13 protein-coding genes and 2 pseudogenes are annotated in these 13,992 nt (G+C 59.1%); 6 read left to right on the top strand and 9 right to left on the bottom strand.

The annotated features are described in order from the left end of the window. The first annotated feature begins 39 nt into the window (after positions 1-39). Positions 40-936: an NAD(P)-dependent oxidoreductase gene (locus tag LB519_RS15130; RefSeq protein WP_224620406.1), complete on the top strand. Its 897-nt coding sequence runs from the start codon at positions 40-42 to the stop codon at positions 934-936. Positions 937-995: 59 nt separating this feature from the next. Then, positions 996-1,182, top strand: a pseudogene (locus LB519_RS15125) (electron transfer flavoprotein subunit beta/FixA family protein); the annotation flags it as partial. A gap of 152 nt (positions 1,183-1,334) precedes the next feature. Here the strand turns inward: LB519_RS15125 and LB519_RS15120 are convergent. From LB519_RS15120 to LB519_RS15110, 4 genes and pseudogenes are all read right to left on the bottom strand, one after another. Further along, positions 1,335-2,279 carry an FAD-binding oxidoreductase gene (locus LB519_RS15120; protein ID WP_318011930.1) on the bottom strand — a complete coding sequence of 315 codons (945 nt, stop codon included), beginning with the start codon at positions 2,277-2,279 and terminating at the stop codon, positions 1,335-1,337. Positions 2,280-2,285: 6 nt separating this feature from the next. Further along, positions 2,286-2,749 (bottom strand): annotated as a pseudogene (locus LB519_RS31315) (FAD-binding oxidoreductase); the annotation flags it as partial. Positions 2,750-2,925: 176 nt separating this feature from the next. Further along, positions 2,926-3,417 (bottom strand): Lrp/AsnC family transcriptional regulator, encoded by a 492-nt coding sequence (locus LB519_RS15115; RefSeq protein WP_224620404.1) that lies wholly within the window; start codon positions 3,415-3,417, stop codon positions 2,926-2,928. A 20-nt stretch (positions 3,418-3,437) separates the two neighbouring features. Further along, the gene (locus LB519_RS15110) at positions 3,438-4,160 is read right to left on the bottom strand and encodes a haloacid dehalogenase type II (protein WP_224620403.1); all 723 of its coding nucleotides are present in this window, start codon (positions 4,158-4,160) and stop codon (positions 3,438-3,440) included. 1,056 nt (positions 4,161-5,216) lie between these two features. On the opposite strand from LB519_RS15110, the gene LB519_RS15100 reads away from it, so the two are divergent. Together LB519_RS15100 and LB519_RS15095 are read left to right on the top strand one after the other, a co-directional pair. Further along, positions 5,217-5,828 (top strand): cell envelope biogenesis protein TolA, encoded by a 612-nt coding sequence (locus LB519_RS15100; RefSeq protein ID WP_224620402.1) that lies wholly within the window; start codon positions 5,217-5,219, stop codon positions 5,826-5,828. Positions 5,829-6,046: 218 nt separating this feature from the next. Next, on the top strand, positions 6,047-7,549 hold the full coding sequence (locus LB519_RS15095; RefSeq protein ID WP_224620401.1) for a winged helix-turn-helix domain-containing tetratricopeptide repeat protein: 1,503 nt from the start codon (positions 6,047-6,049) through the stop codon (positions 7,547-7,549). 153 nt (positions 7,550-7,702) lie between these two features. On the opposite strand, the gene LB519_RS15090 is transcribed toward LB519_RS15095, so the two are convergent. The 5 genes from LB519_RS15090 to LB519_RS15070 all read right to left on the bottom strand — a co-directional run bounded on the left by LB519_RS15090 (position 7,703) and on the right by LB519_RS15070 (position 10,519). After that, positions 7,703-8,023, bottom strand: a complete 321-nt coding sequence (locus tag LB519_RS15090; protein ID WP_224620400.1) for an RNA polymerase rpb6 — start codon at positions 8,021-8,023, stop codon at positions 7,703-7,705. Positions 8,024-8,034: 11 nt separating this feature from the next. Further along, on the bottom strand, positions 8,035-8,802 hold the full coding sequence (locus LB519_RS15085) for an NADH dehydrogenase ubiquinone Fe-S protein 4 (RefSeq protein WP_224620399.1): 768 nt from the start codon (positions 8,800-8,802) through the stop codon (positions 8,035-8,037). Between the two features lie 71 nt (positions 8,803-8,873). Continuing rightward, positions 8,874-9,383, bottom strand: a complete 510-nt coding sequence (locus LB519_RS15080; RefSeq protein ID WP_013525023.1) for an Hsp20/alpha crystallin family protein — start codon at positions 9,381-9,383, stop codon at positions 8,874-8,876. 73 nt (positions 9,384-9,456) lie between these two features. After that, positions 9,457-9,927 (bottom strand): Hsp20 family protein, encoded by a 471-nt coding sequence (locus LB519_RS15075; protein WP_013525024.1) that lies wholly within the window; start codon positions 9,925-9,927, stop codon positions 9,457-9,459. A 238-nt stretch (positions 9,928-10,165) separates the two neighbouring features. Further along, positions 10,166-10,519 carry a hypothetical protein gene (locus tag LB519_RS15070; RefSeq protein ID WP_224620398.1) on the bottom strand — a complete coding sequence of 118 codons (354 nt, stop codon included), beginning with the start codon at positions 10,517-10,519 and terminating at the stop codon, positions 10,166-10,168. A 286-nt stretch (positions 10,520-10,805) separates the two neighbouring features. Here LB519_RS15070 and LB519_RS15065 point away from each other — a divergent pair, with 286 nt between their 5' ends. Together LB519_RS15065 and LB519_RS15060 are read left to right on the top strand one after the other, a co-directional pair. Next, positions 10,806-12,146 (top strand): Do family serine endopeptidase, encoded by a 1,341-nt coding sequence (locus LB519_RS15065; RefSeq protein WP_224620397.1) that lies wholly within the window; start codon positions 10,806-10,808, stop codon positions 12,144-12,146. A 1,491-nt stretch (positions 12,147-13,637) separates the two neighbouring features. Further along, positions 13,638-13,859, top strand: a complete 222-nt coding sequence (locus LB519_RS15060) for a hypothetical protein (protein ID WP_224620396.1) — start codon at positions 13,638-13,640, stop codon at positions 13,857-13,859. Positions 13,860-13,992: the final 133 nt, after the last annotated feature.

Raw genomic sequence — 13,992 nt, 5'->3', positions numbered from 1 at the left:
GAGATCACCCTGCGCCAGCCGACAACAAGGACGAACCCGATGCGGGCGATATTTGTAGACTGCACCGACGAACTGGCCCGCGTCATTGAAGCCCGCAATTTGCCGGTTCCTGATGCAGTCAAGATCAATCGGGGAAATCCCACTGAAGCGGAACTGATCGCCATGGGTTGTGAGGCCGACGTGCTTTTCGTCGAACATACAGTCGTTCCGCCGAGCGTCCTCGATGCCTGTCCCTCTATCCGGGCGATTATTTTCATGGGCACTGGGGCGGGGACCTATGTGGACCTGCAAGACGCTGCCAAACGCGGTGTCGGCGTATACACGACGCCGGGATATGGCGACCGATCGGTCGCCGAACACGCATGCGCGTTGATGTTTTCGGCGGCGCGCAAAGTGGCGCAGATGGACCGCGACATCCGTTCCGGCGTCTGGTCGCCCTTGGGCGGATTGCAGTTGATGGGCCAGAAGATCGCGGTTGTCGGGCTGGGCGGCATCGGCGCCCGCATGGCCGATCTCGCTGCTGGTATAGGCATGGAGGTCGCGGCCTGGAACCGTACGCCTCGCGACCATCGCGCCTACATTGCTGACCTTGATGAGGTCCTGGAGAATGCCAACATCGTATCGCTGCATCTGTCGCTCACGCCCGAGACCGCGGGGCTGCTGAACGCTCGTCGGCTTCTCCTTCCGGCAAAGGGATTCATTCTCGTTAACACCGCGAGAGCGGGGTTGATTGAGGAAGCCGCGCTGTTCCAGATGTTGACCGAAGGTCAGATTGGACATGCAGCCTTGGATGTATTTCCCGAAGAGCCCTTGCCTGCAGTCAGTTCTTATCGTTCGCACGGAAATGTCACGCTGACCGCCCACGCGGCTTACATGACTGATGCAGCATACAACGAGCTGTGGCTCAGGACGCTTAACGCCTACGCAAAGATCTAACCGATCAGGGCCATTGCCACGGTGCCTATTGAGGATCCATCCTAGTCAAGTGACAGGAAATGAAGATCCTTGCGCCCGTGAAGCGGTTGTGGATGCGAACGTCAAGTGCGCGTCAAAGCTGGCGGTTCGGCGGTCGAACTCGCCAACGTCAAGATGGCGACGAACCCGTTCAATGAGATCGCGGTGAAAGAAGCGCCGGCGAAGGAAGCCGGTTGGCTGGACCAGGGTCGCTGCGTGTCGGTCGGCAAGTTTCGCCGCGATGCGGCGGTAATCGCCGAGGTTATATCTGCGAACGTTAATCGCCTGTGAGCCGCCCTTGGCGCTGGATGGTGCTATCGAAGCAGGGATTCGAAACGGCTGCTTCGCGCACGGTGAACTCACGCCATGGGTCTGTGCCGTCAAGGGTTTGCCACGACCTTCCCCGGATTCATGATGCCGTCCGGGTCCAAGGCAGCCTTGATTCCCTTTATGAGGCGCAGTTTGCCTGGAGCACCGTAGCGTTCAAGCAAGTCCATCTTTAGCCGGCCAATGCCATATTCAGCGCTGGACGTGCCTCCCATCTCGGCGGCGAGCTGATAGATCCGCGGCGAGACATCACGCTCGACCTGGTGCTTAAAGGTGCTCTTGTCGGAAAGGGCCGGCGGGACCACGTTGAAGTGGACGTTGCCGTCGCCGACATGGCCATAGACCGAAAGGACGGCACCCTCCGCATCGCGTTCTACGATCTTGGACGCCGCTTCGATGAAGCTTGCCAGCCGCGACGTGCGCACCGCGATGTCATGTTTGACCGAACCGCCGTGGTGAACTTCCGCCTCCGGTATGCTTTCGCGCAGATGCCAGAACGCCGCGCGCTGCTGGCCGCTCGCGGCGATGCTCCCGTCCGTGATCAGGCCCTGTTCGAAGAGTTCGCCGAGCAGCCCGGTGGCAGCCTCCTCGAGGTGGAAGACAGGTGAGGTCGTCGCCGCTTCCAGCAAAACGTAATGCCGGCTCTTTTCCTGCAACGGATGACGCAGGTCTTCTTTTGCGTCCAGAAGCAGTTGCAGCGATGAGTGGGATACGTGCTCGAATGACGTGATCTGCTCACCGGTCTGGACCTGCGCGGCGGCAAGGATTTTTGCCAGGCTCTCAATGTCGTTGATGGCAAGGAACGCCGTCACGGTCTGTCGCGGCTTTCGCGCGAGTTTGAGCGATACGGCAGTGATGATGCCCAGGGTGCCCTCAGCGCCAATAAACAGCTGCTTGACGTCGTAGCCGGAATTGTTTTTCCGCAGGGGACCCAGTTCGCTATAGAGGCTTCCGTCGGGGAGCACCACTTCGAGGCCAAGGACGAGGTCGCGGGCCATCCCGTACCGCAGCACGGAAATCCCGCCCGCATTCGTGGAGAGATTGCCGCCGATACGACACGACTGCTGCGAGCCCAACGCCAGCGGCAGCAACAGATCGGCGTCGAAGGCAACCTGTTGAAGGTCGCTGAGGATGATGCCCGCTCCGCCGAAACCGACAGGTTCGCGGGATCCAGGTCCCGCACGGAGTTCATTCTTTCGAGGCTGACCACAAGTTCGTCGCCCTCGTCGCTCGGGGTGGCCGCAGTGCAATAGCTCGTATTGCCGCCTTGCGGCACGAGCGGGACACGGCGTCCGGCACAGGCGCGGACGATGTGCTGGACTTGCGCGGTATTCCGCGGCCGCAGAACGGCGGTGGTGCGGCCAGTATAGTGCCGGCGGAAGTCCGTCGTGTAGGCCGATATGACATCCTGATCGCGGGTGACGATCTCCTGCGGCAGTTGTGCGAGCACCTCTTCTATGCGGCCCATAGCGTGATCTTTCATCGGCAGTATCCAGTCGATGCCAATTGGCGCCCACCCAGGAGAGACGTTGTCCCTCAATCTCTGGCCAGATTTCGCGCTGCTTAGATGTCTTTGAAATCCTGGTGGAGCAGATCCAATGTTATCACCGCCGAAGGCAAGAGTTTGTGCCTTGCTCAGGATCTCTAACTGTGGTTGACCAGTGATTTCAACGGGATGGTGCCACGGTCAAAGACCGTTTTAATGACAATGTAGCTGAAGTATTTTTCAACGCCGATGTTCCGATCGAGGATAGATTCCATAAGTTCTTGATAGCTGGCGACGTTCTTACAGACAAACTTAAGCAGGTAGTCGTAGCCGCCACTAACCAGATGGCACTCCTGGAGCGTTTCATATCTGCGAATATCTGCCTCGAACTTAATGAAATCCTCTCGCCGATGGTCATTCAACGTAACTTCTGTGAATACTGTTATGTGCTCCACGAGCCTTGATAGTTGAAGACGTGCATTGTAACTGACGATGTATCCGGCGTCCTCAAGGCGCCTCACGCGGGCGAGGCATGGACTTGGGGAAAGGCCTACGGCATCTGCTAGGTCCACGTTCGTAAGGCGACTGTTTTGCTGCAGCTGCGCGAGAATGTTGATATCGATGCGGTCCAGTTTTGGTAATCCGGTCATTCTCGCGCAACCTTGCAAAATCAGCCCCTGAGAGCTTCCTGGTGAGCCTTGGCGAGATCAGCCATGCTGTTGAACCGGAAATCGTACGTCGGCATGTCACCGGGGTGCAGAGTGGCACCGAAGCCTTCCTGGTCATAACGCCGGTAGATCCAGCACGAAGCTAGGCCATGGCGGTTCGCTGGGCCATGATCATGGAACATGCTCTCGGCAGTATGAAGAATCTCATGCTTCAGGATGCCGAGGGTCTCAAGCTTCTTGATCATGTATTCGAAGTTGCCATCAGAGGGTTTATACGAGCCGCAGTCCTCTGCCGTGTAGATCGCATCGAACTCCACCTGAAGCTTCTCGTTGCTCGCTGCGAAGCTCTCGTTGTCGACGTTCGACAAAATGATAAGTTTGTAATGACGCTTGAGGTATTGCAGGGCGCCAGCGGAGTCCGTGAATGCCGGCCAATTTTTTACAAACTTGCCGTAAGCCATGCACTCGGCCCACGTGGCTGATAAGCTCCATTCCTCCGCCAAACGTTTATAGACGATCGGCAGAAGATCGCGGTAGTTCTTAGCGGGTGTTTGCAATTGCTGGGACGCCTCGTGACGAGCATGCGCCTCGAGTATTTGGTTCCGCGACAGCGGAGTCGGCAGCCGGCTGGTCAAGGGTTTGAGCCCCTCGAACATGCCCGATTCCCAATCGATCAACGTGCCGTAGCAGTCGAAGGTCAGGGCTTTGAAGTCTGTCAATTTCATTGGCATAGGTCCTTAATGTCGATGCGACAAGCTTGCGTTGAACGAAGGCGTTGGCCGTCACGATCGACAAAATGCACTGGTCGACGATGCGCCCAGTCGACGCCGTTCCGACCGAGAGAAGTGTGGCGCTCGTTCAAGCCGAACCCGAATCGGGCATTCGTCTGCTGCGCAGATTCAAAGCCCCGACCTCTATTCCTGCCCGCTTACATCCTCCGAACGCCGTCATCTTGCCCTGAAATGCTAGGCAACTGCAGTAATACTGAGACCATCAAACCGCAGGCTCTACCGAACACAGCCTTCTTTTTGGCATGATATGCCGTCGAGAGTGAGAGGGAAATTCCGCAGTGGGTGGGATATTTCTCCACATAAATAAGGAGTTTTGCTATTTTCCGTTCGGGCCCGGCGCTTGAGGCAATCGTCACACAGCCCCTGGCCGGCATTTCGTGCTGCTGGTGATGCGGGAAGGGCGAGGGGCTCGTCGATCGCCTGAGGCGCGGAACGGTGCAATCAGAATGACCTAAAAATCGACCTGGCGGCTTGGCGTCCCTCATTCTATCAAGCGGGCAGTAGCGATTGCTAGGCAATTTGCCTTCGGCTGGCTCCCAAACGGCAGTAGAATAGGTTGGTGCGAACTCGATCGGCGACGAGAAGCACCTCTAAGCCGCCCTCGCTACAGGATTTCAGGGAAGAGATGTGGAGTTTCGCTCTCCGTTCCGGAAGAGTTCTTCGGCAAGGGGAAGCTCATCAGCGGAGCCTGATAAACGTAGTCAGCTTATAGCCGCATGAGCTCGCGCGGCGTTAACTTTCTCCACAATGGATCTCCAACAACGTCCACGAGACCATCGGCCCCGACATAATCGCCGTCGCCGAACTCACGCAAAAGCTGTTTTCTGACGGCAAGACACTCGGGATCAACAGCGTCGAGATCGAGGAAGACACCGGGAGCGAATACGAGATAATTCTGGACGCCATCTTCAATGGCCTTACGGGCTGACCGACAGGGTCCATCGCGCCCATGAATCTCGAACCAAAGGCGCCTTTTGGAGTTTCTATGGGATGGGTAAGAAACTCAAGGTCTATCAAACCTCCATCGGCTTCTTTGATCTGGCCGTCGCCGCACCGTCGATGAAGGCTGCCGCAGAGGCATGGGGATCGGACCCGGACATCTTCAAACGCGGATTCGCCAAACAGACGGAAGACCCAAAAGTCATGGAAGCCGCGAAAGCCATGCCGGGTGTGGTGTTGCGCCGGCCGGTCGGATCGCGCGATAAATTCACGGAAAAGCCTGCGCTTCCAAGAGTGCCCGAGGCGGATCAGCGCACTCAAAAGGATACTGCGCAACGCGAGCACTTTGGCAAGAAAGCTGACACGAAATCCGCAGAGAAAGCGAAACTGAAAGCGTCTGCGGCTCTCGAAAAGGAAAAAAAGCGTGAGGCCCTCGCTCGCGCAAAAGCAGAGGTCGAGCGCGCGCGTGAGATTAGGCAACGCGAGCTGGCGATTGCCAAGGCCAATACCGTTTTCGAACGGGCTCGTAGACGCCATGACCACGCCATGAACACCATCAGGCAGCGTCGGGAGGAATTGGACGAAGAGGAAGCTGACGAGGACGAAAAATGGAGGCGCGAGCAGCAGGCGCACAATGCCTCGTTGAACGAGGCAAAGGCGTAGGTTGCCATCAACTCCTCGGCCAGGCGGCCTGACCGGCTCTGTCCCATTCTACTGGAGCGCTTCGGCAACCGCCAGGAGGCCGTCGATCTCAGCCCGCTCGGATGGTTTGGTTCCGGCCATTGGCGATCTCCGTTGAAGGGTTTCGCCGCAATCGGCACTCGAAATCGACCCAGGATTTAAGCGATGCCGAAAACTTCAGAAGCGTCTAGTATGCCCATATGCAGGGGACACGCATCGCTTTTGGTCCGTTCGTGCTCGATCCCGACACCGGGACGCTGCTAAAAGAGCAGGTCCCGATCGTTGTTGGGCATCGTGGGCTGACGCTGCTTGCTGCGCTTATCGCACGGCCTGGTGAGATCCTGACAAAAGCCGAGCTGATGGATGCTGCCTGGCCGGGCACCAATGTCGAGGAAGGCAACCTTACCGTCCAGATCGCGACACTAAGAAAGGCGCTCGGTCCGGCTGACAACGGTGGCGAGTGGATCGCCACGGTGCCTCGCGTCGGCTACCGCTTCAGCGGGACTGTAGAGACGATGTCGAGCGCACCGCGCAGAGCGATACCAGCCTCCGGCAAGCCGTCGATTGCGGTACTGCCTTTTGCCAATTTGAGCGGCGATCAGGACCAGCAGTATCTCAGCGACGGCATAACCGAGGACATCATTACGGAGCTGGCCAGGTTCCGCTCCCTCCTCGTCATCGCGCGCAATTCATCTTTTCAGTTTCGCCATCCGGCATTGGACATTGTAGACGCCCATCGCAAACTCGGCGTTCGCTACCTCGTCGAAGGCAGCATTCGAAAGCTCGGTGATCGCATTCGGATCACCACACAGTTGATTGACGCCGCCACCGGCACCCACTTATGGGCTCAACGCTACGACCGGGCCCTCGACGACATCTTCGCTTTGCAAGACGAGGTTGCGGCCCTTATCGCCTCGATGGTCGAAGGCCAAGCGGAGGCCGATTCAGCGAGCCGTACCAGACGCAAGCCGCCGACGGAGTGGGACGCATACGATCACTACCTGCAGGGGCGCGCGCACTTCTACCGGTATGAAATGGACAAAGCCGAGCCTCTGTTCGTCCGGTGTGTCGATCTCGATTCGACGTTCGCTCAAGGCCACGCCTTCCTCGCGCAGGCCCTCGTCAGCAGATTTTGGTACGACAACGATCCGCACACGCTACAGAACGCCTGGGACTCGGCACGAACGGCGCTCGCTCTCGACAGGAGCGATGGCGTCTGTCACCAGAGCATGGGGCTGGTGCTTACGCACATGCGCCAGCACAGCGACGCGGGAATGCATTTCGAGCAAGCGCGCTCGTTGAACCCGCTCGACGTGAACATAGCAGGGGACTACGCAAGCTGGCTCAACTACGGCGGACGGGCCGATATGGCTCTGAGCGTGCTCGAAACTGCGCTCCTGCGCGACCCGCTACCTCCGGTATGGTTCTGGGAAGTGAAGGGCAGCTCCCTCTTCCTGCTTGGAAGGTACTCGGAAGCTGTCGGTTCGTACCAAAAGGCCGGCGACCAATTCTTCATTCATGCCTTCCTCGCAGCGGCGTACGCACATTTGGGCGAGACGCAGAAGGCGTGCGCTGAAGTCGAGGAAGCCCTGGCGAGGAAACGGGACCTGACTATCCGGCTGATTTCAGGTCTCCCGTTCGCCGACCAAGTCGCCCTCGAGCTTTTCACGTCAGGCTTCAGAAAGGCCGGTCTTCCCGCGTGAAATCACATTCGGTTAGGTTGGCTTCTGAGGCTCAAGGCGAGCACCAGGGGGCGCAAGCGGAACGGTTCGCTCGAATTGATTCAAGACGCTAATCCAGCCACTTGCTGACCGCATTTATCTTCGTCCGAACGGCAGCTTTGCGCTTTATATCGGTCAGTGCGGCCCTCGACTTAGGGGCGGGTGCGGCAGAGGCCTGTTCGGCCCGACGCCGCGAAATTTCTTGGGTCCGGATTTGCTACGGACGCAGTCCTTCGGCGAGATCGGCTCAGTCAGGAGGAAGGGTTCGATCTCCCGAGGTTCGAACGCATTGCCGGCGATCTCACTCAATGCGAGATGCGGCCGGCTCTTCGGGCTGGCCGCCAACCGGGGCGCTGCGCCGCGCGCCAGTGCGCGCACCCGCCCTGCTGCCGCGACCGCAAGCGCGAAGGGGTTCGGGATGGTCCGTTGCGCGTCGAAGACGATCAGTGGGTCCATTCTTGCCTCCATCATGCGGCTATCCGGGATCGTACCGGGCTGAGCCGAGTCTGGAATCTCTGGGTACTGCCTTCCAAGGCCAGCAGAGCGAGCTCAACCTCGTCCAATCGGGTGGGACGTGCATTTTCCGGCATGCCTTCAGCGGTGGCCAGGTCGATCAGGTACTCGTTCCAGGCCCAGTTCTTGAGCACGGCACGTTTCTCCTCGGGTGCGAGTACCGGGTCATCCACCACCTCCATCGGAGAGGCGTAGAATGTCTCGGGCTCGGAAAGCGCCGTCTGTATGTGCGCTGCCTGTGCACCAGCGCCATAGTTGTGGCTTGCCTGGAGCCATGCCAATTGCAGCCGTTGCCAAACCACGTCGGAAAAGGCGTGCCTCTCCTCCGATGCTTGCCTGTTGCTGACCTTGGCCTGAGAGCCAGAAGATGGAGCCTGCACCACGTAGCTGAGGCCTTGGCGCTCCGCATAACGGATCGCCGCCTCCAGCGTCGGAAAATCCAGTTGAACCTGGGTCAGGGTGTCCCGGCCGCCCGTATAGCCCATCAGCGGCTCGATGAACGGGGCTGTGCGAGGTTCGAAGATCAATCGCCAGTCCTTGCGGGGCTTTGCCGAGGTCATGGCCGAGCGGCATGGCTGGTAGATCCGTGCCGTCACGCCGTCCGGAAACACTGACCGCCCCATTGACAAAGCCGGCTCGTCGACACGAGGCCGATTGTCATTGTCCGGCCGGCCGGCGGTCCTGGTTGGGTTTCTGATGTCGCTGCTTTGAACTGTCTCCATTGTCTGTCCCTCCCATCATGAAGGGTGGTACGAGCAGCGGCCGTGACGGCCGCTGCTCGTACTGCCGTGCGTCAGTTCTTGCCGTTGATTGCGATCCGCTTGGCCTTCGCCTGCGCCCGCTCGGTCTTGGGCAAGGTCACGGTCAGCACCCCGTTCTTGAAGGCGGCGTTGACCTTGTCTTCCTCGACCTCGTAGCCGAGCGGAATGAGGCGCTCGAAGCGACCGTAGAAGCGCTCGGAGAACTGCCGGTCTTTGTCCTCGGTCTCGGAACGCTTCTCGCCTTTAAGCTTGAGCGCCCCGTTGTCCAGCAGGACTTCTATGTCGCTCTCGTCCAGGCCGGGTATTTCCGCCGTGACGCGGACTTCCTTGTCCGTGTCGGAAATTTCGACGCTGGGCCAAGTGGCGGCAAAAGAGGGACTGAAGGCCGGCAGTCTGGCGCCGAAGCTGCGGAAGGCGTCATCGAACAGCCGGTTTACCTCCCGGTGGAGGGAGACGAAGGGGTCTCGATCTCCATCAGGGAAGAGACTGGGCGCCGAGTTTCCGTTGCCCCGGCCCCATGGGATCAAGTCACGTACGCTCATTGTCTTTCTCCTTTCGTAGGTCTGTGAGCCGGGCCGGACGCCCGGCTCAAGCGATGCCTTCATCGTGGATTGCTCAGGCCGCCAGCTTCTCGGTCTCGACCTTGGGGGCTTCGATCTTCGGCATGGGAGCCCCGCTGGAGATCTCGACCTTGCGCGGTTTCATCTCCTCGGGAACCTCGCGCTTGAGATCGATGCTCAGCAGCCCGTTCTCAAGGCTGGCGCCAGCAACTTTGACATGATCGGCCAGTTCGAACCGACGCTCGAAAGCGCGCCCGTTGATGCCGCGGTAGAGATACTGGCCGTTCTCATCGCCGGATTGCGACCCGCTCACGACCAGCATGTTGGGCTGGTGAGTGATGGTCAGCTGGTCCTGCGAGAAACCGGCGACCGCCATCGTGATGCGATAGTCATCATCATCAACCTTGGCGATATCGTAGGGCGGCCAGTTGTCGAACGAGGCCACACGGCTCGCATTTTCAAGCATGTCGACCATGCGGTCGAAGCCGATGCTGGACCGGTACAGGGGCGTAAAATCGAGGTTCATAACCACATCCTCCTTTGAGCAACATGGATCATCGGAGGCGCCAAGAGCCTTGCCGCCTCCTGGTCTTGCCGGCCCCATCAGGCGACCGGCGACCATCAATTTAAAATCGCGACTTGCACCTTCAAGGGGGTATTAGGAAAATTTTCAGCGGCAATCCGGGCGAAACGCGCCCATGCCACCCCCCGCCGGCGGGGTCACTCGCCGACGGGTCCATGGTGCACGAAAAATCGGGTCGCGCTTAAATCCGGTCGATGAATGGCACGAACCCGGCCACCACCGCGCTGTCACCGCCATCGGGAGCGGCAAGCTCGTCCGGTTGATCCAATTGTTGCAAAGCGTCCATGATCGCATCGAAGCTGACCGGTTCACCCGCCCCCGGCAGCATGCGAAGCGCTGGCACGGATTCTACCGCGCAGGCATCCGACGCCCATGACGAAAGGATGGCGCGCTTCTCCTGAACGTCCAGGGCAACGTCGGCCAAAACGTCGTGGGGATCTTTGAAATGCCGTGCCGGATGCAGCAAGCGGTCCAGAAAACCATCGGGGGCCACGGGTTCAATCGAGGCAAAATGGGTCGAAATGGCTGCTTCCATTGATGGTCCTCCGCTTCAGACAATCTCCTGCGTGTTTGAGTCTGGCGGCTCTCACGATTCCCGCCAGACGAAATTTTGGGACGTCTCAAGCAAGTTTCAATGGCTTGGCACGGGTCACATTTCCCGTGGTCAACGCCTTAGAACCATTTTGTCGGGCCGGTGAAACAATCGGCGAGAATCTCAGTTCTGACGTCGGGCGAAAATCAAGGACCCGAATCCGGCAGGAGAACCAGTCATGTCTTACCTCTCTAGGAACTTGTGCATTGGCTTGATCACAGGAGCCCTGATGCTCTCGACTGGCGGCCTTGCTCCGGCCACCGCACAGGAAATTCCGAACGACTTCAGCGCAATCGTGCGTCAGAAGCTGCCCGCGGTTGTCGCCATCACGACCAGGCAGATCATCCAGGATCAAACGACGCTCAACGACTTTCTCAATCCCTTCGACGGAGGAGGGCGTATCCAGCCCCAGGTGCGGGAAGCACTCGGCTCCGGCTTTGTGATCAGTCCCGAAGGCTACATCGTCACCAATAACCATGTCGTCGCCGACGCAACTGAGATTCACGTCGTGTTCTCCGACAAGGAGACGGCGCCCGCCCGGGTGGTGGGCCGCGATCCGGCAACCGACATCGCGGTATTGAAAGTCGATCCTCGGCCCAACATGACGGCGACGGCCTGGGGGGATTCGGACGCGATGCAACCAGGGGCCTGGACCATCGCCATCGGCAGTCCCTTCGGTCTCGGGGGCACGGTCACTGTTGGCGTCCTTTCTGCCCGCTCTCGCGATATCCAGGCCGGTCCTTACGACGATTTCCTGCAGACTGACGCCTCGATCAACAGAGGTAACTCGGGAGGTCCTTTGTTCAACGCGCGCGGCGAAGTCATCGGAGTCAACACGGCAATCGTGTCGCCGTCAGGCGGTAGCATAGGCATTGGGTTCGCGGTCCCCTCGCGCACAGCTCGGACTATCGTCGACCAACTGATCAGCACTGGCCGCATCGAGCGCGGCTTCATCGGCGTGCGTCTTCAGGAGATCACGCCCTCCATCGCCGAGGCGCTCGGAATGCCGGGCGCCAAGGGAGCGCTGGTTGCCTCGGTCGAGGCTGGCAGCCCGGCCCAGAAAGCGGGAATCCAGGCCGGCGACGTGATAACCCGGTTCAACGACAAGGACATCCAAGGCGTCCATGACCTGACGCTGGCGGCAGCAAGCCAGAAGCCGGGATCGAAAGTCACCGTAACAACGAACCGGGGCGGCACAAACCAGGAATTGTCGCTGACTGTCGATCGACGCAGGGACCAGGAGGAACAGACCGGCGCCATTCCAAGCCCGGGGACTGAGGACCAGCGCCTTGGTTTATCGCTGAGCGCCATTCCGGACGAAGCGCGCCAGCAACTCGGCCTGCAAGCCGACACCACGGGCGTGTTCGTCCAGGATGTCGCTCCCAACAGTCTTGCAGCCGATAGCGGCATCCGGCCAGGCGACGTTATCGTGTCGGCCAACAACCGAACCATGAGCCAGCCGTCCGACGTTCGCGAGGAATGGGCGAAATCCCATCAGCAGAAAAAGCCAATGCTGTTCCGTATCGACCGGCAGGGACAATCGCTTTTCGTTGCTGTGGCAAACTCCTGACTGACAGGCCAGACGGCGTCGCGACCTGTGCTGCTGGGCTGAGCGCACAAGAGTTGTGAAGCTGATGAGCGGTATGTTTGAAGTGGCAGCCCGTTTCAACACGCGGCTGCGGGAACTGCTCTGCGGCTTTGCGCACACGGTCGGCGACTCCGGTCGGCGAGGCGAAAGTCCACCTTACGTTTCAGCACATCCGGCGACCACACAGGTGGACAACAAAACGCTGCGATCCGCTCCTGAGCGCATCCGTCGCTCGCGTGTGAACGCAAGAGAAGTCGGCGATCTCGTGATTACAAAAGACCTGGAAGGAATGTCAGAGTTGGAAACGTACCAAGTTCGGGTTTGTACTCAACCGACATTCCGACGCCCCGGCCTTTCGCGTGTCACCCGTCTCCCGTTAGCCTGACCAGCGGAAGCGGCAACGGCCTAGTCTTGGCTTCTGACAGCAACGATGCGAGGCATGGCCGAGCCTCGCTTCAACTCCCGTGCCCGTCTCGCCATCTTGTACCTGCGTCGCGATCTGACTGCTTCTTCCGCCTGCTCGCGCGACATCCCCCCCACGCGGCCAAACGGCTTCTTTTCTGGCATTCGATTGTCGTTGGAACTTTGGGTCACCGCCTGTCCGTCTCCGTTCGGAGCCGAACTTTGATTTGCCGGAACTGTTCCATGCAGCACCCACTGGCGCTGAGTGTGTGTTCAGCTGAGAACGGCGTATCGCGTAACTCAGTTGCCCGAGGTCAAATGCGCCGCACTGCATCTAGTTCTGCATCAGAAACGCTATCTAGTACCCGGTGAGAGAGCACGTCGAGCAGGTGGAGGTATTCAGTCAATCTTGCCGGGCCGACCTGCCTTGGATGCCTCCAAGTCCAACTGGGCGCGACTGGCATGAAGCAATGCTGCGATCAAATCTTCGTCGGCTGACTTTTTGCCCGTGTATAGGCGCACAAGCTCGCGCGCCTGGACCTTCCAATCGGAGTCCGGTCTATCCCGGACGGCTGACGTAAGAGCCCGGGAGAGTATTTCGAAATCCAACAACGAAATACTCGGTCGGCTTCCTTTCACGGCCAAATCCATCCTGTTGATCTGCGGCGTTCGCGACACTCGAAAGGTGGACAATGACGAGCATCGGCATCACCCAAAATAGGTCCATTCCTTCACGTGCTCAAGTTTCGGAAGCTCTCGCTGACCGATCATATTACGCAGCGGCGTAGCGTAAATACCGCAGGGCAGCACCACTGCAATAACAAAGGTTAAGCGGCAGGCACAAAGCCGACTAGCTGCGTCGAGCTTACCTCTCCGGCGCCTTGCCGTTCGGCGAACGCGTCAAATTAGCGGAACCTAATCTCCCGGCGTTGCTTGTCTCGATATGAGCGATCAGCCGAGAAGCTGGTACCCCGGCCCTGCACCAAAGTGGCAGAACCGGAAAGGAATTTTGATCTCGGCCGCAGTCGTTGTGCTTGCGTTCTGTGCACTTGGCGGCTGGTGGATCTTTAGATGAGCACACGCGGCATGAACTTTCTGCACAAATGGATTGCTAACGACATCCCAGAGACAGCGCCTCCCGATGCGGTCTCAATCGGAGAACTCACCCACAAGCTCTTGGCCGACGCCAAAGCGGTCGGCATCAAGAGGATAGAGCTGGATGAGGATGTGGATAGCCTTTACCGCATTTTCGTCGAAGCCATCGCTCATTTCGACGCCGGAATTCCAGAGTAGGTCCGCGGAGCTACGGTCTCATTCAAAAAGCGGATGCATCCGCTGGTGGGATTTTTATCAGATGGCGATGCCGTTCGAACAACACCAGCTTGTCTGGGTAGCCGAGACGAATCCTGGCATTGCAGGCCTCGCA

The organism is Mesorhizobium sp. AD1-1 (assembly GCF_020164655.1).
Classification (GTDB): Bacteria; Pseudomonadota; Alphaproteobacteria; order Rhizobiales; family Rhizobiaceae; genus Mesorhizobium; species Mesorhizobium ciceri.
The sequence above is the reverse complement of the archived record's forward strand: the minus strand, read 5'-3'. Positions and strand labels throughout refer to the sequence as shown.